At 31.1% G+C, this 18,945-nt stretch carries 21 protein-coding genes; 11 read left to right on the forward strand and 10 right to left on the reverse strand.

What is annotated here, in order from left to right; translation table 11 throughout:
* Positions 1-10 precede the first annotated feature (10 nt).
* From ABXT55_RS02560 to ABXT55_RS02585, 6 genes are read right to left on the reverse strand one after another with little or no spacing between them, the layout of a single operon-like run.
* The gene (locus tag ABXT55_RS02560) at positions 11-1,162 is read right to left on the reverse strand and encodes a M24 family metallopeptidase (RefSeq protein ID WP_415285193.1); all 1,152 of its coding nucleotides are present in this window, start codon (positions 1,160-1,162) and stop codon (positions 11-13) included.
* Positions 1,162-1,938 carry a fumarylacetoacetate hydrolase gene (locus tag ABXT55_RS02565; protein ID WP_415285194.1) on the reverse strand — a complete coding sequence of 259 codons (777 nt, stop codon included), beginning with the start codon at positions 1,936-1,938 and terminating at the stop codon, positions 1,162-1,164. The genes ABXT55_RS02560 and ABXT55_RS02565 overlap by 1 nt, the downstream gene beginning before the upstream one ends.
* Positions 1,939-1,947: 9 nt before the next feature.
* Positions 1,948-2,751, reverse strand: coding sequence for a M23 family metallopeptidase (locus ABXT55_RS02570; protein WP_415285195.1), 804 nt, complete (start codon positions 2,749-2,751; stop codon positions 1,948-1,950).
* Complete coding sequence (locus ABXT55_RS02575; protein WP_415285196.1) at positions 2,736-3,494, reverse strand: SDR family NAD(P)-dependent oxidoreductase; 759 nt, start codon at positions 3,492-3,494, stop codon at positions 2,736-2,738. Before ABXT55_RS02575 ends, ABXT55_RS02570 begins: the two co-directional genes overlap by 16 nt.
* A complete protein-coding gene (locus tag ABXT55_RS02580; protein WP_415285197.1) occupies positions 3,495-4,085 on the reverse strand; it encodes a TerC family protein in 591 nt (196 codons plus the stop codon). It lies immediately after the preceding gene.
* On the reverse strand, positions 4,085-5,680 hold the full coding sequence (locus ABXT55_RS02585) for a GMC family oxidoreductase (protein ID WP_415285198.1): 1,596 nt from the start codon (positions 5,678-5,680) through the stop codon (positions 4,085-4,087). The genes ABXT55_RS02580 and ABXT55_RS02585 overlap by 1 nt, the downstream gene beginning before the upstream one ends.
* 88 nt (positions 5,681-5,768) lie before the next feature.
* Between ABXT55_RS02585 and ABXT55_RS02590 the strand changes: the two genes are divergently transcribed.
* Positions 5,769-6,530, forward strand: coding sequence for an FKBP-type peptidyl-prolyl cis-trans isomerase (locus tag ABXT55_RS02590; protein WP_415285199.1), 762 nt, complete (start codon positions 5,769-5,771; stop codon positions 6,528-6,530).
* Between the two features lie 2 nt (positions 6,531-6,532).
* On the opposite strand, the gene ABXT55_RS02595 is transcribed toward ABXT55_RS02590, so the two are convergent.
* Complete coding sequence (locus ABXT55_RS02595; RefSeq protein WP_415285200.1) at positions 6,533-6,964, reverse strand: winged helix-turn-helix transcriptional regulator; 432 nt, start codon at positions 6,962-6,964, stop codon at positions 6,533-6,535.
* Between the two features lie 114 nt (positions 6,965-7,078).
* Here ABXT55_RS02595 and ABXT55_RS02600 point away from each other — a divergent pair, with 114 nt between their 5' ends.
* The 6 genes from ABXT55_RS02600 (at position 7,079) to ABXT55_RS02625 (ending at position 13,631) form a co-directional block, all read left to right on the forward strand.
* The gene (locus ABXT55_RS02600) at positions 7,079-7,861 is read left to right on the forward strand and encodes an SDR family NAD(P)-dependent oxidoreductase (RefSeq protein WP_415285201.1); all 783 of its coding nucleotides are present in this window, start codon (positions 7,079-7,081) and stop codon (positions 7,859-7,861) included.
* Positions 7,854-9,371, forward strand: coding sequence for an aldehyde dehydrogenase family protein (locus ABXT55_RS02605; RefSeq protein WP_415285202.1), 1,518 nt, complete (start codon positions 7,854-7,856; stop codon positions 9,369-9,371). Before ABXT55_RS02600 ends, ABXT55_RS02605 begins: the two co-directional genes overlap by 8 nt.
* Positions 9,364-10,290, forward strand: a complete 927-nt coding sequence (gene mmsB / locus ABXT55_RS02610; RefSeq protein ID WP_415285203.1) for a 3-hydroxyisobutyrate dehydrogenase — start codon at positions 9,364-9,366, stop codon at positions 10,288-10,290. The genes ABXT55_RS02605 and mmsB overlap by 8 nt, the downstream gene beginning before the upstream one ends.
* A gap of 179 nt (positions 10,291-10,469) precedes the next feature.
* Positions 10,470-11,561, forward strand: coding sequence for a TRAP transporter substrate-binding protein (locus ABXT55_RS02615; protein ID WP_415285204.1), 1,092 nt, complete (start codon positions 10,470-10,472; stop codon positions 11,559-11,561).
* Between the two features lie 85 nt (positions 11,562-11,646).
* Positions 11,647-12,306, forward strand: a complete 660-nt coding sequence (locus ABXT55_RS02620) for a TRAP transporter small permease subunit (protein ID WP_415285205.1) — start codon at positions 11,647-11,649, stop codon at positions 12,304-12,306.
* The gene (locus ABXT55_RS02625; protein WP_415285207.1) at positions 12,306-13,631 is read left to right on the forward strand and encodes a TRAP transporter large permease; all 1,326 of its coding nucleotides are present in this window, start codon (positions 12,306-12,308) and stop codon (positions 13,629-13,631) included. Before ABXT55_RS02620 ends, ABXT55_RS02625 begins: the two co-directional genes overlap by 1 nt.
* Positions 13,632-13,635: 4 nt before the next feature.
* Here the strand turns inward: ABXT55_RS02625 and ABXT55_RS02630 are convergent, their stop codons facing one another.
* Positions 13,636-14,526 carry a DMT family transporter gene (locus ABXT55_RS02630; protein ID WP_415285208.1) on the reverse strand — a complete coding sequence of 297 codons (891 nt, stop codon included), beginning with the start codon at positions 14,524-14,526 and terminating at the stop codon, positions 13,636-13,638.
* 71 nt (positions 14,527-14,597) lie between these two features.
* Here ABXT55_RS02630 and ABXT55_RS02635 point away from each other — a divergent pair, with 71 nt between their 5' ends.
* From ABXT55_RS02635 to ABXT55_RS02645, 3 genes are all read left to right on the forward strand, one after another.
* Positions 14,598-16,055: a cytosine permease gene (locus ABXT55_RS02635; protein ID WP_415285209.1), complete on the forward strand. Its 1,458-nt coding sequence runs from the start codon at positions 14,598-14,600 to the stop codon at positions 16,053-16,055.
* Between the two features lie 4 nt (positions 16,056-16,059).
* Complete coding sequence (locus tag ABXT55_RS02640; protein ID WP_415285210.1) at positions 16,060-16,806, forward strand: SDR family NAD(P)-dependent oxidoreductase; 747 nt, start codon at positions 16,060-16,062, stop codon at positions 16,804-16,806.
* 199 nt (positions 16,807-17,005) lie between these two features.
* Positions 17,006-17,653: a DUF3047 domain-containing protein gene (locus tag ABXT55_RS02645; RefSeq protein WP_415285211.1), complete on the forward strand. Its 648-nt coding sequence runs from the start codon at positions 17,006-17,008 to the stop codon at positions 17,651-17,653.
* A 5-nt stretch (positions 17,654-17,658) separates the two neighbouring features.
* Here the strand turns inward: ABXT55_RS02645 and ABXT55_RS02650 are convergent, their stop codons facing one another.
* Positions 17,659-17,796 (reverse strand): hypothetical protein, encoded by a 138-nt coding sequence (locus tag ABXT55_RS02650; RefSeq protein ID WP_415285212.1) that lies wholly within the window; start codon positions 17,794-17,796, stop codon positions 17,659-17,661.
* Between the two features lie 55 nt (positions 17,797-17,851).
* Here ABXT55_RS02650 and ABXT55_RS02655 point away from each other — a divergent pair, with 55 nt between their 5' ends.
* Positions 17,852-18,274 carry a YbgC/FadM family acyl-CoA thioesterase gene (locus tag ABXT55_RS02655; RefSeq protein WP_415285213.1) on the forward strand — a complete coding sequence of 141 codons (423 nt, stop codon included), beginning with the start codon at positions 17,852-17,854 and terminating at the stop codon, positions 18,272-18,274.
* On the opposite strand, the gene ABXT55_RS02660 is transcribed toward ABXT55_RS02655, so the two are convergent.
* Positions 18,264-18,944, reverse strand: coding sequence for a uracil-DNA glycosylase (locus ABXT55_RS02660; protein ID WP_415285214.1), 681 nt, complete (start codon positions 18,942-18,944; stop codon positions 18,264-18,266). The two genes, ABXT55_RS02655 and ABXT55_RS02660, sit on opposite strands and share 11 nt — an antisense overlap.
* Between the last annotated feature and the right edge of the window lies 1 nt (position 18,945).

Here is an 18,945-nt window from a genome sequence, read left to right on the forward strand (position 1 = left end):
ACTACGATTTCTAAAGAACAACTAAATCCAGTTTTTGTTTCCCTAATCTTTCATTGCCATTCTCTGTAACTAAATACGTTTCTCCTAAATTCATCGCTAAATTGCTATCTGAATCCATCAATATCATGTGCATGAAGAAGACATTGCCAGGTTGGATTACATAAGGATTACCTGTGTATAGCATTGGCCAGTCCATCCAATTGGGAGAGAAGGTCGAACCCAATGAATAACCACAAGCATTCATTCTTGCTTTATTGTAATCAAGATCATCAAAAGTTTTAGCATGTATATTAAATACATCTCCAGCAGTTTTTCCTGGTATTAAAGTTTTTGCACAATTATTTAAAGCCTCAACACAAGCTTCGTGCATTTTAATATGTCTTGGATCAGCTTTACCAATGGGGATAGTTCTAAACATTGCTGAGTGATAATGTTTAAATGTTCCAGCCCATTCAATAGTTAACTGATCAGTTTCAGATAAAACTCTTTTCTCTGATTGATACCTACATAGTAATGCATTGTGTCCTGATCCAATTATATATTCATTTGCTGGATAATCACCACCACCCTCCAAAACAACTCTTTGCATTTCAGCTAAAATCTTTGCTTCACTAGCACCAGCTTTTGCATATTTCCATGCCTCATCAAGTGCTTGATCAGCAAGTTCAGCAGCTTTTTTCACATAAACAATTTCTTCTTGAGATTTTATAATCCTATGTTTGGTGATTAATTCTGATTGATCTTCTACCTCACAATAACCTTCTAGTGATTTATTAAGTCTTAAAGCGTTACGACCTGTCATACCGTAAGCTTCATACTCAATACCAATTTTTTTACCTTTTAAGTCAAGTTCATTTAATATCTGCTTAAGGTCATTAGTTGGATTTATTCCATCTTTATCGACCCAAATTTTAATATCTTCAATATTAGATGTGTTTTGTGCCTGTCTTAAGTCAGGTGCACGAGTTAAAAGAATAACATTACCTTTTTGATCCAAGATAAGAGTTTGAAAAAAAACATATCCAAAAGTATCGTATCCTGTAAGCCAATACATAGACTCCTGCCTGAACATTAAAAGAGCATCTAAATTTTGCTCTTTAATAGATTTTAAAACATCTCGTTTTCTTTTAGAAAATTCTTCTGATGTAAAATGCAATCCCATTAATGGATGATAGCTTTTGCTGAACCTAGCTTATCAATTTTACCTGCATACAATCCCTTACCAAGTATGGGAACAACGCCAACTGTTGAACCGGTAAATACGTAGAAATCTTTACTAAGATTTACTTTATCTTTTTTAAGTTTGTTTAGTACAAAACGAAGTGAATTTAGAGGGCTAATATAAACAGCCCCTGTATTACCTGAGACAGTCTGATTTATTTTCTTATTTGAAATAATTGTTTTAAGGTTACTAATATTAATTTTTTTATACTTTTTCTTTTGTCCAATTAAAAATTTTACATTTGCACCAAAATCGCTAGATAAATCACCAAAAGATGTAACACCTTTCTTTTTTTGTCTATAACCTACAACCTCAATGCACGGTGCCATATGAGAAATATATTTAGAAATATTTTTCATAGTTATCGCACCTTTTGATAGAAAGAAATTTTTTTTAATCAAATAACAAACTTCTAACTCTATACCTAAAGTAAATTTGTTAATCTTAACCTTTTTTCCACTTTTTAGAAAATTTCTTTTGTAAATAGAAGCGTAAAAAGGTTCTTTCTCTTTTAATTTTTTCATTACAGGAATTCCTGTTCCACCAGCCTTAAATCCAATAATAGGTTCTTTAATTTTACTTTCACATAATTTTCTAAATTCATCAGCGTCAATAAGTTTTTTTGTAATTTTTTGAGGCAGTGGTGAGATTATTTTATTTTTTAAAAATGCGTTAACAAGCTTGTCTGAGATTTTATTTTTTAAATTTTTATTCATCTAACTTTTTTATTTCAATACCGACATGGGATCAAGCCTTGTTTGAAACCAATTAACTCTAAAATCTAAATGGGGTCCAGTAGACCTTCCGGTAGAACCGACAGTTCCTATAATATCTCCTTGGTTAATTTTTTCCCCAACTGAGACTAAAATATTTTCAAGATGAGAATATATTGTTGAAATACCATGTCCATGATCCATGATGATCGTACCACCTGTATAATATAAATCATCTTCGGCCATTGTAACAACCCCAGCTACAGAGGATTTTATCATAGTGCCCTTTTTTGCTGCGATATCTATGCCGTAGTGAGGCCATTTTGCTTTACCATTTAAAATTCTTTGACTGCCATAGACACCACTAATAATTCCTTTAACAGGCATCACAAATTTATCTTTAAAAAAATTTAAATTAGAATTTATTGCTCTTGCCTCACCAATTGCATTATTTTCTTTTTTAATTCTTTTATAAACAGACTCAGGAGGGGTCACTTTACTTTCTTCAAGACCATCAATTCTCTGAATGTTATACTTTCTTTTTAGAACTGTTTTTGTAATTATTGATTTTTTTCCATTTAATATTTTAGTAAAAGTTAAATCAAACTTTCTATCTCTATCAATTCCAAAAACAAAAAAACCATCGTTTGATATTTTTACTTCTTTTTTATCTACTAAGATTGAAGCACCAGGATCAGTTTTGCCAATAATATAGTGCCCTTGTATAAATTTTCCTTGAAACTCAACAGCATTAACTTGTGATGTTGAAAAAATTAATATTGCTAAAAGAAATTTATAAATTACTTTGCAGTCCATCCACCGTCTACTAGAATTGATGTGGCCGTAACCATTGATGATGCTGAAGAAGCTAAAAAACAAACACTTGTTGCAACGTCACTTTCTGTTGCTAATTTTCTCATGGGTATGTTGCCCAAAGCTAGCTTTTTAAATGCTTTGTTTTTAAAAAATTTTTTAACCATTGGTGTTGCAACAAAAGTAGGGGCTACTGTATTTACTCTGATATTGTTTTTTGCAAGCTCAACGCCCATACCTTTAGTCAAACCTTCAATACCAAATTTAGTCATATTATAAATATTTCTACCAGCCATTCCTACATGACCAAGTTGAGAAGACATATTAATAATTGATCCACCTCTTTTTTTATTCTTCAACATTTTTTTTACAACTAATTGAGCAACATTAAAAGCAGCTTTAAGGTTTAAATCTACTAAGTAATTCATATTTTCTTGTTTGATTTTTTCAAAGGGTTCAGGAATATTTGTGCCTGCATTATTGACCAAAATATCTATGATCTTAATCTTATCTAGATTCTCTTTTAATTGTTTGTAATTCATTACATCACAATTAATTTTGATAACTTTGCCTTTGATTTTTTTTATTTCTTTTTCAAGTTTATCAAGATCCGATTGAGTTCTACTTAATGCAATAATTGTTGCACCAGCTTCTGCAAGTGCAATAGAGCAGGCTCTACCTAAGCCTTTACCTGCACCTGTGACTAATGCATATTTATTCTTAAGATTTATTTTTTGTAGGTACATTTAAATAAATAATTTTAAGTCAGTATAAATTAATTCGATTGCAACCACTAGTATAGCAATTAAGCCAATCCATGCTATCCATTTATATTCATTAATCCATCTTGATATTACTGTAGCAGCTGTTGCCATAAGGATTATTGATAAAGTCAAACCAAATATTAGTAATACGTAGTGATCACCAGCAGCGCCAGCTACACCTAAAACATTATCCAAACTCATTGTAAAATCAGCAAGTAAAACTGTCCAAATAGCTTTCATGAAACTTGAATTATCTACTTTAATATCTTCATCAACTGACTGACCTTTAATTACATCCGTGTAGAGTTTGTAGACTATATAAAGAAGAAGCAATCCACCTATTAATCTTAAGCCTGTTATTTGTAATAAATAAGCAGTTAACATGGTTAAGATAATTCTTAAAATTACCGCACCACCTATTCCCCAAAAGATTACCTTTTTTCTTTGTTCCAATGGAAATTTCGAAGCTACCATTCCAATGATAATGGCATTATCTCCTGCTAAGACTAAGTCTATAAATATAATCTGACCTAAAATAACAAGTTGTTCAGGGCCGAATAATTCTGCAAACATTAGTTGGTTAGTATCATATCAGCACCTTTTTCGGCAATCATTATTGTAGGAGCATTAGTATTACCAGAGGTGATATTGGGCATTATAGAAGCATCAATCACTCTTAAATTTTTTATTCCATGAACTTTTAATTGTTCATCAACAACAGCCATATCATCTTGACCCATTTTACATGTTCCAACTGGATGAAATATTGTTTGAGCATAATCTGCTGCTGCTTTCAAAATATCTTCATCTTCTGTTAAATGAGGTCCTGGGCGATATTCTTTGGGGCTAAATTTTTTGAAAGTCTCAGATTCTAATACAATTTTTCTTGTTAATTTAAGACCAGCTGCTGCTATTCTTCTATCTTCAGACGTTGATAGGTAATTCATTTTCACTTTTGCATATACTCTAGAATCTTTATCTACAATGTTCACATGACCTCTGCTTGTTGGTCTTATGTTTGAAACAGTAGGGGTGAAAGCATGAAAGTCATGGTTTTTAGTGGCACCCAAGGTATCCATACTCATTGGTTGAACATGCCATTGCAAATCTGGCATTTCTAAAGAGGAATCACTTTTAGCAAACATGCCAAGCTGGCTTGCTCCTATGGTCATAGGACCGCTTCTATTAAATACATATTCTAATCCAATCAATAGCTTACCAAATAAACTATTAATTTTTTTATTAAGAGATTTTATATTTTGTATTTTGTATATTGGTCTAAACATTAAGTGGTCTTGTAAATTTTCACCAACTCCTTTTAATTCATGAACCATTTCAATTCCAAGTTTTTTTAATTTTTCTGAATTTCCTATTCCTGAGACTTGTAATAATTGAGGAGAACCAATTGCTCCTGAAGATAAGATGATTTCTTTATTTGCACTTACAGTAAATAATTTATTTTCCATCCAAAACTCAACTTCTTTAGCAACTTTATTTTCAAAGTTAATTTTCTTAACATGAGCTTTTGTAATTATTCTTAAATTAGGTCTTTTTTTTACAGGATTTAAATAACCAACTGCGGTGCTACATCTAAATCCATTTTTTACTGTTACCTGATAGTAGCCAGATCCGTGATTGTCACCTTTGTTAAAATCTTTTGTTTTTGGGACACCAAACTCTTCAGCAGCATTTTGAAATTCATCTAGTAATGGTAGATGCATTCTTTGGTTGGATATGGACAGAGGTCCATCAGTACCATGAAACTCATTTTTACCATCTTCTTGATTTTCTGCTTTTATAAAATAAGGTAAAACCTCATCCCAACTCCAACCTTTATTACCTAATTGTCTCCAAATATCGTAATCTTTATTTTGTCCTCTAATATATAATAATCCATTTATAGAAGAACTACCCCCAAGAGTTTTGCCTCTAGGATATCTTATAGATCTATTATTCATTGTTTCATCAGGTTCTGTATTGTAACACCAATCTACATTTGGATTATGCATTGTTTTAAAATAACCAACAGGAATATGTATCCAGGGGTAATTATCCTTACCGCCTGCCTCAATTAAGAGAACTTTGTTTTTTGGATTTTCTGAAAGTCTGTTCGCTAAAACACATCCAGCCGATCCAGCTCCAATAATGATGTAGTCAAAATTATCCATATATATTTTTATAAATTAATTTTTATTAATAATCTAATAATATCTAGAAAATCATATTTATTTCTGATAATTGAACAACTACAAAATAATGAAAAAAATATTAATACTTATATGCATAATTTTTTTATCTTTATCATTATCATTTCAAGTTCAGTCTGTTGAAATTGAAATTATCAATGATAAGCCTGGTACGGGAAAAAAGATTATAAGACATTCATGGGTTCAGCTTGAATACACAGGCTCATTTGAAAATGGGAAAGTTTTTGATACTAATGTCGGTAAGGATAGACCTTTAGTAGTGCAAATGAGTATGAAAGAGGTAATTCCTGGCTTTGAACAAGGAATAATAGGAACTACTAAAGGGACTAAAAGAAAGATTAAAATTCCTGCTGAATTAGCTTATGGAGTAAAAGGTGGTGGAGATATTATACCACCTAATACAGATCTGATATTTGAATTTGAAGTAATTGACGTTTTAGATCCTAGTTATAAATCAGTTTCATCAGATGAATTAATAGACATGATTGAAAATAATGCTGTAGCACTTGATATTAGAACGGAAGAAGAGTGGGATAAAACAGGTGTTATCAAAGGTTCATTCCCAGAAACTGCCTTTGATAAAAATGGTAAATTTCAAGTTTATGTAATGGATAAAATTAGAGCATTAGCTGCTGCTCAATCTCAAAATGTTAATCTGATTTTTATAAGTCATGATGGAGAAACGGCATCAATGTTAGCAAATTCATTTTCTGAAGATCTTGGTTTTACAAATGTCTCTGTACTTGAGGGTGGTATACTTCAGTGGTTAAAAGAGAGTAAAAAATTATTTTCACACAAAAAAGATTATTAGTTTTAAATTTTTATTTTACCTTTTTTGATCAAAAATTTTATTTGTTTTAGAGTGAGTTCATTTTTATATAATTCTATAAGCTCTTGATATTTAGACTTTAACTGCAGAGTATTTTCTTTTTTATTTACGGATCCCCATTTAATAAGTGGTTTTAAGAAAATATCTGTAGATTTTCCGTATTCTGTTAAAGAGTATTCAACGTGAGGAAGATTACTTTTAAAAACTTTTCTTTTAATTAATGAATTAATTTCCATTACTTTTAATTCTTTGGATAGACTCTGTGATGTAATTAATTTGAGTGCCTTTTTTAATTCTCCAAAACGCATTTCACCATAAGTTAATTTCTCAATAATTTGAATTTTCCATTTTCCGTTTAATATAGAAAGTGCTTTCATTAAATGATTGCTGTCAGTATAGTTTGTTTTTGCTTTCATGGTATATATTTTTGACTAGTATATTAAAAATTATACAATAATAAATAAAAAAGACTTGGATTAAATTAAAAAAAGGAATATTTTTAAAATATTAATAAAACTATAAATAATTATATGAAATTAAAAAATAGAATTGCAATTATAACAGGTGGTGGAAAAGGAATTGGAGCAGAGCTTTCATTAAAATTAGCAAGCGAAGGTGCAAAAATTATTATTGCTGAGATGGATGTTCCAAATGGAGAGCGCACTGCTAAAAAAATTAGAGAAAACAATGGAGAAGCTATTGTAATTAAAACAAATGTTGCTGATGAAGATAGTGTGAATAATATGGCAAATGAAGCAATTAACGTATTTGGTAAAATAGATATTTTAATTAACAATGCAGGGACAAGACATATTAATAATATATTGGATCATACTAAGCAGCAGTGGGATGATATGTTAAGTGTAAATCTTACTGGGCCATACCTATGTTGTAAGGCAGTTATTCCACATATGATTAAAGGTGGAAAGGGAAAGATTATAAATTTTGGTTCCATAGCAAGTTTCATGGGTAGACCAGATCGTGTAGCTTATGTTGCAGCTAAAACTGGCGTTCTAGGCTTAACAAGAGCCCTAGCGGTTGATTTAACCGGTAAAAATATAAATATAAATACTATTTGTCCTGGATTGATCTCAACCCCTTTTAACCAAAAGTTTGCAGAAGATCCTGAGCTAGGAGAAGTTTGGGGTAAAGAAACTATAGTAGGACGTTGGGGTAAGCCATCTGATATTGCTGGTGCTGCTATATTTCTCTCTAGTGATGACTCAGACTTTATTAATGGTTCTGAAATTAAAATTGATGGTGGATGGTTAGCAGCTAAGACTCGAAAAGGAGAAATAACCAATAATGAGTGATTTTAAAAATAATTTAGAATTAGCATTAGGTAATGCAAAAAGACTTTCTAATAAAATTTTAATAGATGGAAAGTTAGTTTCTGCAAAAGCTTCAGAAAAAATTAAAGTAATCAATCCAAGCACAGGTGAAACAATTGGAGAAGCTCCACAATGTGATAAGAATGATGTTAACACAGCAGTAGATTCTGCAGAAAAAGCTTTTCATAAATGGAAAAAAATTCCAGCTCGTGAAAGAGGAAAGATGATGATTGCTGCAGCAAGAAAACTTGAAGAAAAAAGAAATGAAATTGAAACTTTGTTAGCTTTAGATACTGGTAATGCTCTTAGAACTCAAGCTACACCAGAAACAGCAGCATCAATTGAATTAACCCATATGTTTGCTGGACTAGCAGGTGAAATAAAAGGTGAAAATTATCCACCAAATATTCCAAACACAATTCATTATACAACCAAAGATCCAATTGGAGTTGTTTGTGCAATTATTCCTTGGAACGCTCCTTTATTTTTAACTGTTGCAAAAATTGCACCAGCCATTGTAGCAGGAAATACTGTAGTGTTAAAAACTGCTGAGCAAGCACCACTTTGTGCTTTATTCTTATGTGAAATATTACAACAAGAACTTCCTCCAGGAGTATTAAACGTCATTTCAGGTTATGGAGAAGAGTGTGGCGAACCATTAATTGATCATCCCAAGGTTAGAAAGGTTACTTTTACAGGTTCGTTTTCTGTTGGAAAAATTATTGCGATGAAGGCTGCTCCAAAATTATGTCCGGTTACATTGGAATTAGGTGGAAAAAACCCAAATATTATAATGAGTGATGCTGACTTAGATATAGCAATACCAGGTGTAATTGATGGTATGAGGTATACTCGTCAAGGACAAGCATGCACCGCTGGATCAAGAGTTTATATACATGAAAAAATTTATGATAAAGTTTTAGAAGGTGTGGTTTCTAAGTTGAGCAAACTTAAGATGGGGAACGCACTTGATAGTAAATCTGATATTGGCGCAATAATATCTGATGAACAGCTCAAAAGAACCTTACATTATATGGATATTGCTAAAAAAACATCATCAGCCAAGGTTTTGCATGGTGGCAATCAACCTAAAGGAGGAGATTATAAGGAAGGATTCTTTTATGAGCCAACTTTATTGTCAGGGGTTCCTGTAGAATCTCCTGTATGTCAAGAAGAGGTATTTGGGCCTGTTGCTTGCGCAATTCCATTTAAGAGTTTTGATGAAGTTATGAAGAGCGCTAACGATACACCTTTTGGTTTATCAGCAGTTTTATGGACTCAAAACCTATCTAGAGCATTGCAATTTGTAGATGAGATTGAAGCTGGCTTTGTTCAGGTAAATCAATGTGTTGCTCCAAGAGCCAATGTTTCTTATGGAGGAATTAAAATGAGTGGCCTAGGTAAGGAGTATGCTTTTGATAGCATGATTAACCACTTCACACAAAGTAAAACAGTTTTAATTAATAGAGGCAAATCAAATTTAGATGACTAATCACATTGCATTTATAGGTGTTGGAAATATGGGAAACCCTATGGCTAATCAATTAGTAAAAGCTGGCAAAGAAGTAAAAGCTTTTGATGTTTCGCCAGAGGTAATAAAAATTGCAAAAGAGGCAGGTTTAAATGTTGTATCCACTATTGATGAATTATTAGATGGTGCCAGTACTGTTATATCCATGCTACCAGAAGGCAAACATGTTCGATCTCTTTATTTAGGAGACAAAGGAATATTAAATAAAATTCCAAAAGAATGCTTGATAATTGATTGCTCAACAATTGATATTGAGACTTCTTTAGAACTAGGTAATGAATCAAAAAAACTTGGAATTAAAATGATAGATGCACCAGTTACTGGTGGTGTGATGGGAGCAAGAATTGGAAAATTAAATTTTTTAGTTGGTGGAAGTGATGAAGCTGTAGCATTAGCAAAACCTTTATTTGATATTATGGGACAAAAAATTTTACATGCAGGCGCTCAAGGCAGTGGAGTAGGAGTAAAAATCTGTAACAATATGTCTTTAGGAATTTCTATGATAGCAGCATCTGAATCTTTAATGTTAGCTAAAAGATTAAAAATGGATATTAAAAAAGTTCATGAAATAATAAAAGCAGCTTCAGGAAATAATTGGGCTATGACTAATTATACACCTTTACCAAATCTTACTGATGGAGTTCCTTCAAATAATAAATACCGACCAGGTTTTACAGCAGCAATGATGAGGAAGGATTTAAGATTAGCCATGGATGCTGCACAGTCTGTTGATGCATCAACACCTTTAGGTAAAGCTGCTTTAGAAATTTTTTCAAAATTCTGTGATGAAGGTGATAGTGATACTGACTATTCAGGCATATCTAAAATGATTGGTGGTGCTGCTTGGAATTACCCATTTGATCCAAAGGGAAATAAATAAAATTTTATTTATTAAATAACTTAACAGTATAAAAAGCATACCAATAAGTTTGTATAACCATAATAAACCACAGGTTGTATCTTTGATGCTTACATTATTTAAAGTTTTACTTTTCACTCACAATAATGTTTATTTCTAGTCTTATTAAGACTTAATAAAAAAAACAGAGAGGGAAAAACATGAAAAAAATCACATCATTGATTTTAAGTTTAGTTTTTGCAGTATCTATTATTGCTTCTGCTTCAGCTAAAACTTTAAAAATACAAATGACCTTTCCAAAAACTTCTTATGATGCACAAATCGTAGGAATGTGGGCTGATAGAGTTACTGGCCTTACTGGTGGTTCATTAAAATTTGAACTTCTAGGTGCTGGAGAAGTTGTAGGTGTTAAAGAAACATTAGAAGCTGTTGACAAGGGTCTTGTTGATGGTGGTGCTGCTTGGACTCACTATTGGTCTAATTATCACCCTGCTGCAATGTTATTTGGTTCGCCAGTTGCAGGTGGTGGTATTGGTTTAAGTACTAAATCTTGGTTGGCTTGGTATTTTGATAACGGTGGAAAAGCTTTATATGATCAACTATGGGACGAAATGGGGATGAACATAAAAGGTTTTGTTATGGCATCTTCTGGTCCAGAAGCTTTAGGTTGGTTTAAAGAGCCGATCAACAGTATGGCTGATTTCAGAAAATACAGATTCAGAACTCCTCCGGGAATTCCTGGTCAAACATACAAAGACATTGGTGTTGCATCAGTTTCAATGGGTGGTGGAGATATTCTGCCAGCACTTGAAAAAGGAACAATCGATGCTGCTGAATGGTGTTGTCCAAAACCAGATCTAGTATTTGGTTTCCAAAAGGTATTAAAAAATTACTACCTTCAGGGCTTACACCAAAACGTTGTAAATGGAGACGTGTTCTTCAACAAGGATGTTTACAATAAGCTATCTAAGCAAGAGAAATATGCAATGGAAATTGCTTCTGAAGCGATGATAACTAGAAACATTACAAACAGAGCTGTTGAAAATGGAAAAGCGTTGATTGAATTAACTACCAAACATGGTGTTATACTTCATGATACTCCAGCTGATTACTTTGTTGAATATATGGCTGCTGCTAAAGCTACTATTCTAAAGAACTCAAAAGAAAATGCGTTCTTTGATAAAGTATACAAGCACATGACTGCTCACGCAAAAATCGTAGTACCTTTTATTGCTCAAATGGAAACATCTGATGCATCAATTGGAACTGCATTTGCAAAAGCGCAAAAGTAAATAGATAATTTAAACGGGGGCTTAATAATTTTAAGTCCCCGTTTTTTTAAATAAAAAATTTTAATCCAAGTTTCAAATCTATAAAATGGTAAAAAATAAATCTCATTCTGCTGGTGTTAAAGAAACTTTAGATATTACAGATGAGTTAATAGCAGAGCGTCGAACTAGTTTAAAAATGCCTAAGGACATGACTCCTTGGATGGCAAAAACTATAGAGTTTATTGACCTTAACATGTTAAGAGTTGGTAAAATAGTTAGCTGGATGGTAATTCCTTTAATTTTTGCAATAACTTTTGAAGTTATTGGTAGACACTTTTTTAACAGACCAACCCTTTGGGCTTATGATATTACTAGAATGATTGCAGGAGCATTTTTTATGTTGGGTGCTGGTTACGCATTGTCAAAAGGCATTCATATAAGAGCTGACTTTTTATATAGAAATTGGAAAGTTAAAACTCAAGCAAAAGTAGACTTATTTTTATATTTGTTATTCTTCTTTCCAGGTTTCATAGTCTTTTTTTGGGTAAGCTTTGATTATGCTTATGCTTCTATCTGCGGTAAATTTACTTTAGCTGAATGCTTAGATGGAAAAGTTAGAATTCAAAGAGCAATGGATACCACTTGGATGCCAGTAATGTGGCCATTAAAAAGTTGCATGCCAATTGGAGCTTTTTTGTTATTAATTCAAGGGATATCGGAATTATTTAAAACATATTATGCGTTTGTTAAAGGTAGATGGCCATAATGGAATTTTTTTCACAAGAAATAATTGGGGCACTAATGATAGGGGTAATGTTATTTGCCATCTTTATCGGTTTTCCTATTTCATTCACATTAATATTTTTAGGTCTTGTATTTGGTTACTGGGGTTTTGGAAAGTTAGTTTTTTATTTAATGACTCTACAGTTCAACATGATTATGACAGAAAACACGCTGGTTGCTGTCCCACTCTTTATTTTTATGGGGATATTAATGGAATCAGCAGGTCTTATGGAAAGACTATTTTCAGCTATACAATTAATGCTATCTAGAACAAGGGGTGCATTATTTTATGCAGTTATGTTTGTGTCCACAATTTTTGCTGCTGCAACAGGAATAGTTGGAGCATCAGTAACAATTCTTGGAATTATGGCAGGTAAAACTATGATTAGATCTGGATACGATACTAGATTGTCAGCAGGTTTAATATGTGCTGGAGGAACTCTTGGAATTTTAATTCCACCAAGCATTATGTTGGTAGTAATGGGGCCTGTTTTAGAAATCCCAGTAACAGATTTATTTGCTGCAGCAATAATTCCAGGAATAATGTTGGCATTTCTTTATGCTCTTTACACTACTGTTAGATGTTATTTTGATCCAAAACTTGGTCCAATTTTACCAAAAAGTATGCAACCGAAAAGTATGGGTAAAGTTTGGATAGAATTTTTTTTAGGATTAGTACCACCTGCTGGGTTAGTATTTTTTGCTCTAGGTAGTATATTATTTGGTTTAGCAACACCCACTGAAGGTGCTGGTATAGGAGCAATTGGAGCAATTATTTTAGCACTAGCATATAGAAAATTAACTTTAAAAACTCTAAAAAATTCTTTAATTAAAACTTTAGAAATTACTGCTTTAATAATGTTTTTAGTTGCTGCATCAAATTTCTTTGGAGCAGTTTTTTCCAAATTAGGAACACCATCTTTGTTAACAGAATTTTTGTTAAATCTTGATGTTAATAGATATGTTATTTTAGCTATATTAATGGCAGTAATTTTCTTATTAGGTTGGCCTTTAGAGTGGGTACCGATAGTTCTTATTGTGTTACCAATTTTTGTGCCATTGGTTAAAGAATTAGACTTTAACTTGACTTGGTTTGCAATACTTGTTGCGGTAAACTTACAGACCGCCTGGCTATCTCCACCTGTAGCTCTATCTGCGTATTTCTTAAAAGGTGTTGTGCCAGAATGGGAACTTAAAGATATTTATCTTGGCATGATGCAGTTTATGGGAATACAGGTTTTAGGTTTAATCTTAATTATTATATTTCCTCAAATTGCACTTTGGTTACCTAGTGTAATGTACCCTTAAGAGTTTATTTTTTATTTATATAAGGAATTACAGTTCCAACCAAAATAATTCCCAACGAAATAAATATCTTTAAAGTAATTTCAGCATCAATTACTAGCCAGGCAGATAAAGCTCCTATGGGTCCTGTTAAAGGATACATAAGACTAATTCTTCCTACTGAAACTCTTCTTAAGGCATAATTATAAAACAAATAAGAACCGAAAGTTATAAAAGATAAAGTGATTGCAGCTATTACTGATGGTGTAAAATCTAATTGAAATGAACGGCTAAAAGTAGAGTTAGGCCAAATAATAAATAATATTAAAAATGATAAAATGAAACCGGTAAAATATTGATAAGTATTTACACCTAGTTGGTTAACATTAGTTTGCATTTTTTTTCTACCAATAACTTCATTAATTGAAGCCAAAGTCATTCCTGAAAAAATAATAAAGTCCCCAATATAATTTCCCTGACCAATATTAGTTTGGCTTGATAACAGGATATAAGTCCCAACAATAGTTATAACAGCTCCTATTAAAACCTTTATCTCAATTTTTTCATTTAAAAATATTTTTGCAACAAAAGGCTGCATGATTGGCATCGTGCTTATAATAGCAACACCGTTTATAGGGGATGTAAGCATTAAGCCTATGTGAAAAGCTAAGGTTACAAGAAAAGGGTTTAATAAACCCATTAAGAATGGCGTTAGACCTATTTTTCTAATTGACAAGTCAACTCTCATTATCAGAGCAAAAATTAACATAAGCAAAAAAGCAATTGCAAACCTTACAGCTAGCAAATCAACAACTTGAAACTCTTCTAGAGCAAGTTTTACAAATGGGGGACCTGAACCAAACCCAATTACAGCAAGAAACATTGCTAAGTAACCAATATTTTTTTTAAGAAAGAGCATTAGATGCAAAATACTATTACAAATGAAAAAAAAAGATATTTCATTTTAACTTATTGGTTTATTATTTGCTTATGATTCAGCGTAAAAGTAAAATTAATCTTATTAACTGGGAGTTAGCATCTGTTAACCCGAATGATAAAACTTGGAATTGGAAGGATATTTTTTGTTTTTGGGGTATCAATATACAAAGTGTTATTGCTTTTTCTTTAATAGCCTCATTATATCTTGTTTATGATTTAAATATTATAGTAGTTTTTTTTGGGAGTTTGATTGGATCTCTTCTAGTTTATTTTTTTGCTAACTTGATAGGAAAACCATCACAAAAATATGGCCTTCCATTTCCTGTTTTATTAAGAACTTCATTAGGTGTATATGGGGCAAAATATTTTTCTTTAATAAGAGGCTTTGTTGGCATTTTCATGTTTGGAATTCAAACATATTTTTTATCAAAAGCACTTAGTTACTTAATTAGAATATTTTTATTTTCTATTGATAATACTTTCCTTCAACATGATATTTTTTTAGTTTTTATTTCAGGTCTTAACATTATTGATTGGGTCTCTTTTTTAATAGCAATTCTATTACAATCTATTTTATTCAGTAAAAGTCATAGATTTAATAAGTTAATTATTAATTATTCAGCAATAACAGTTTACTCTGGAATGTTATTATTTTTTTTTGTTGTACTTCTTTTGGATGTTAAGGAGGTTTCAAGATCATTTGCTGATATTTTTACTTATAATGATATATTTCTTAAGAGTAATATTGCTCCCTTAATTACTGTGGTTGGAATATTTTTTGCTTACTTTTCAATTATTCTTGTAAATTTTGGAGATTTTGCTCGTTACGTTAAAAATGAAGAAGAATTAAGAAAAGGTAATTTGAGTTTATTTTTAAATCTTATTATATTTTCATTTTTTGCTGTGTTTATAGTTGTCGGAGCTGATGTAATTTTTCATCAAAAACTTGAGGAAATTGGAAAGATACTTACAAATCCTACGGATATTATAGGAACTCTAGATAACACTATTATAACTGTAATAGTTCTATTCTTCATCATCATAGCTTCAGCATCTACCAATCTAATTGCAAATTATGTGCCTGCCCAAAATTCTTTGTTAAATTTTTTCCCAAGTAAACTTAATCTAAAAACTTCTTCTTATATTATTATTATTTTTGGATTTGTAATTGGTATTTTTTGGTTACCATTATTAAGCCAGATAGGAACTTTATCTTATGTTGATACTTTTGCCTCATTTTTTGGACCTCTTTTTGGTGTTATGATTATAGATTATTATTTAGTTAAAAAGTCAAACTTAGATAATAAGAATATATTTTCAACAGAATCTGACGGAGCTTACTTTTATTCATATGGATGGCATATAAAAGCTGTATATTCTATAACCTTAGGTTTTATTTTTGCAGCCTCAACAATTTGGAATGAAAGTTTAATGAATTTTAATTCTTACTCTTGGTTAATTGGAGCTTTTATCTCTTCATTGACTTACTATTTATTAGCAAGTAAATAATTTTATGCATCAATTTGATTTAAAAAATAAAACAGCAATTATCACAGGTGGAGCACAAGGTTTTGGTTTAGATATTGCTAAACGGTTTTTAAAGTCGGGAGTAAAAGCTATTATCTGGGATATAGATGAAGAAGAATTAAAGAAAGCTATTAAGGTTGTGAATGATCCAAATCTTTCATATGATATTGTTGATGTATCTAATTTTAAAAATGTCAAAGATACAGTTGATGAAATAACAAAATCTTCAAATATTGATATTTTAATTAATAATGCGGGTATCACTGGGTCTACGTCTTCACTTTGGGATTATGATGTAGATGAATGGAATAAAATAATAGAAATCAATTTAATGGGTACATTTAACTGTTGTAAATGTGTGGTGCCTTACATGATTAAGAATGATTATGGTAGAATAGTTAATGTTGCTTCGGTTGCTGGAAAAGATGGCAATGCAAACGCAAGTGCTTATAGTTCAGCAAAAGCTGGGGTTATTGGCTTAACAAAGTCACTAGGAAAAGAACTGGCTGATAAGAATATAGCTGTTAATGCTGTCACTCCAGCAGGGGCTAAAACAAGAATATTAGACCAAATGTCTAAAGAACATGTAGCTAGAATGTTATCAAAAGTACCAAGAGGTAGATTTTTGGAAATTGAAGAATTTACGTCTCTAATTTGTTGGCTTTCATCTGAGGAAAACTCATTTTCCACAGCTGCTGTTTTTGATATTAGTGGTGGTAGATCTACTTATTAAGACTAATTGTTAAAGTTTTTAAATCAACTTTATCTTCTTTAGAGATTACCGGCGCAAGTAAAATTACTGACCAATAAATTAAAAGTACAAATATAGAAATTGATTTCATTCTGTTTAATAATATTAAATATTGATCTTAGAATGTTTAAAGTGTGTTCAAATGTTGTTTTTTAAAAAATTTTAGCTATACAGTTTTCTTATGTTAAGAAATTTTATAATAACAATATTTTCTTCTTTTTTACTTCTAACCAATGTTAATGCTGAAAAAATTACTGTTTTTGATTTTACAGATGAGGAATTCAACACACTAAAAGTTGGAAAAAAATACAAAGGTGAAACAACATGGACCTTAGATAAGAATGAAAAAGGTAATTTTATTAAAGCAGAAGCTGAAGGTAAAGGATCTGGCTTAGGTAAAGAAATTAAAATTGATCTACTAAAAACCCCTTTTATTAATATTACCTGGAAAGTTGAAAAAGACTTATCTGGTATAATAGAAAACAGTAAAAAGGGACATGATTATGCTGCAAGAGTATTCGTTATTAAAAAAACTGGTTCTACAGCCCTTTCTAATAGAGCTATAAATTATGTGTTTTCCAGCAATAATAAAGTAGGAAAAAATTGGCCTAGTCCATACACAAAAAAATCAATTGATTATGTTTTATCAACAACTCAAGAAAACCTTGATAAGTGGGTGACTGTCAAAGCTAATGTTAAGGAAGACTTTATGAAACTTCATGGAATAAATGTGGAAGATATATCTGGAATTGCAATAATGACCGATACAGATAACTCAAAGTTAAAAGCTATATCTTATTATCAAGATATCTATTTTTCAGCAGAATAAGATTATTAAAATACTTTTTTAAGACCAATACTTAAAAAGGATAAAAGCACTGCTACAATTACATCTTCAATGGGTGCAGCATTCGGTACAGCAAAATTCCATAAAATAACACCAATTAACCAGATTATATAAACTTTCATCATGATGATTGTATCTTAGTTTAGTATTAAATATTTTTTTTTTTGTTATTATATATGAATGCATGAAAATTTTTTTCACAATGTTAAAGTTTATTATGAAGATACAGATGCTGGGGGCATCGTGTATTATGCAAATTATTTGAAATTCCTTGAAAGAGCCCGTACAGAAGCTTTAGTTACATTAGGTTTTAATAACAAAAAGATTAAAGATGACTTTGGAGCTCAAATTATAGTTAAGTCATGTAATATTGAATATAAAATTTCTGCTCATCTTGAAGATGAGCTAACTATAAGATCTTTTGTTAAATCAATTACAAAAACATCATTTTTTATGAATCAATTTATTAAAAGGGGTGAAGATTTAATAGTTGAAGCAAAAATTCATTTAGTATTTGTTAGTAAAGAAGGTAAACCTATAAAAATACCAGGCATCTTGTTTCAGGATTTTAAACCTTACTTTTGTGATACTATTAAGCTTTAGAGTACTTTTTAGCGGTGCTAAGTAGACTTATCATTTTTTCCTTATCAATTACCTTAGTGTTAACATTCCGTGGACTAGGGTGATAACAGGCAATTAAAACTTTCCCATCAGGCAATTTATATTTAATACCATGCTTAAATATAAATTTTTGCTTAATTAAATAATTTTTTTTATAAAATTTAACACAGTTATCAAAAGCAATTTTACCTAAGCTTATTATAACTCTTAAGTTTTTTAAATTTTGAATCTCATTATCAAAATAATTTGAACAGTTACTTAGCTCTTTATTTAATGGTTTATCTTCAGGTGGAACACATTTTAAGATATTTGTAATATATGTACTATTAAGTTTTAAGCCATCTTTACGGTGTGTAGAGGTTGGGATGTTGGATATACCAACCTTATGGAGACAGCTAAATAAAAAATCACCAGATTTATCACCAGTAAATGCTCTTCCAGTCCTTGTCCCACCATGCGCAGCAGGCGCAAGACCAATAATCATTAATCTGGCATCAATATCACCAAAGCCAGCAACTGGTTTTCCCCAGTAAACTTCGGTTATATTTTGCTTTCTTTTAGTTATTGAAATTTTCTTACTAAATTTAATTAACCTAGAGCATTTTTTACATTTAACTATTGAATTATTTAGTCTTTTAAATTTAGTATTCATT

Origin of the sequence: Candidatus Pelagibacter sp. Uisw_130, assembly GCF_047722505.1 — a bacterium.
In the GTDB taxonomy this organism is placed as follows: domain Bacteria; phylum Pseudomonadota; class Alphaproteobacteria; order Pelagibacterales; family Pelagibacteraceae; genus Pelagibacter.